This window comes from Aquirufa sp. ROCK-SH2 (assembly GCF_054558315.1).
Genome location: NZ_JBPXKB010000028.1, coordinates 1 through 207, shown reverse-complemented (window position 1 = coordinate 207; position 207 = coordinate 1). Strand labels below are relative to the sequence as shown.

At 43.0% G+C, this 207-nt stretch carries 1 protein-coding gene; it reads left to right on the top strand.

From position 1 onward, the window contains the following. Nucleotides 1-207: hypothetical protein (locus tag V7S79_RS12270; protein ID WP_459490887.1), on the top strand; the 207-nt coding region annotated here is incomplete at both ends.

The window sequence follows — 207 nt, the reverse complement described above, 5'->3', positions numbered from 1 at the left end:
ATGCAAGTGGAGTAGTAACCTTTACGGTGACAAACACCATTGCAGAAACAGTTATTTACTCGGCAACAGGAGATAATGTAAGCATTACCGATACAGCTAGAGTAGCCTTTGTGGCAGGAGCAGTTAGTGCAACTACCTCAACAGTTACTTCAGCACCATCCATCAATGTAACAGCAGATGGCACAACGACTTCAACAGTAACAGTTA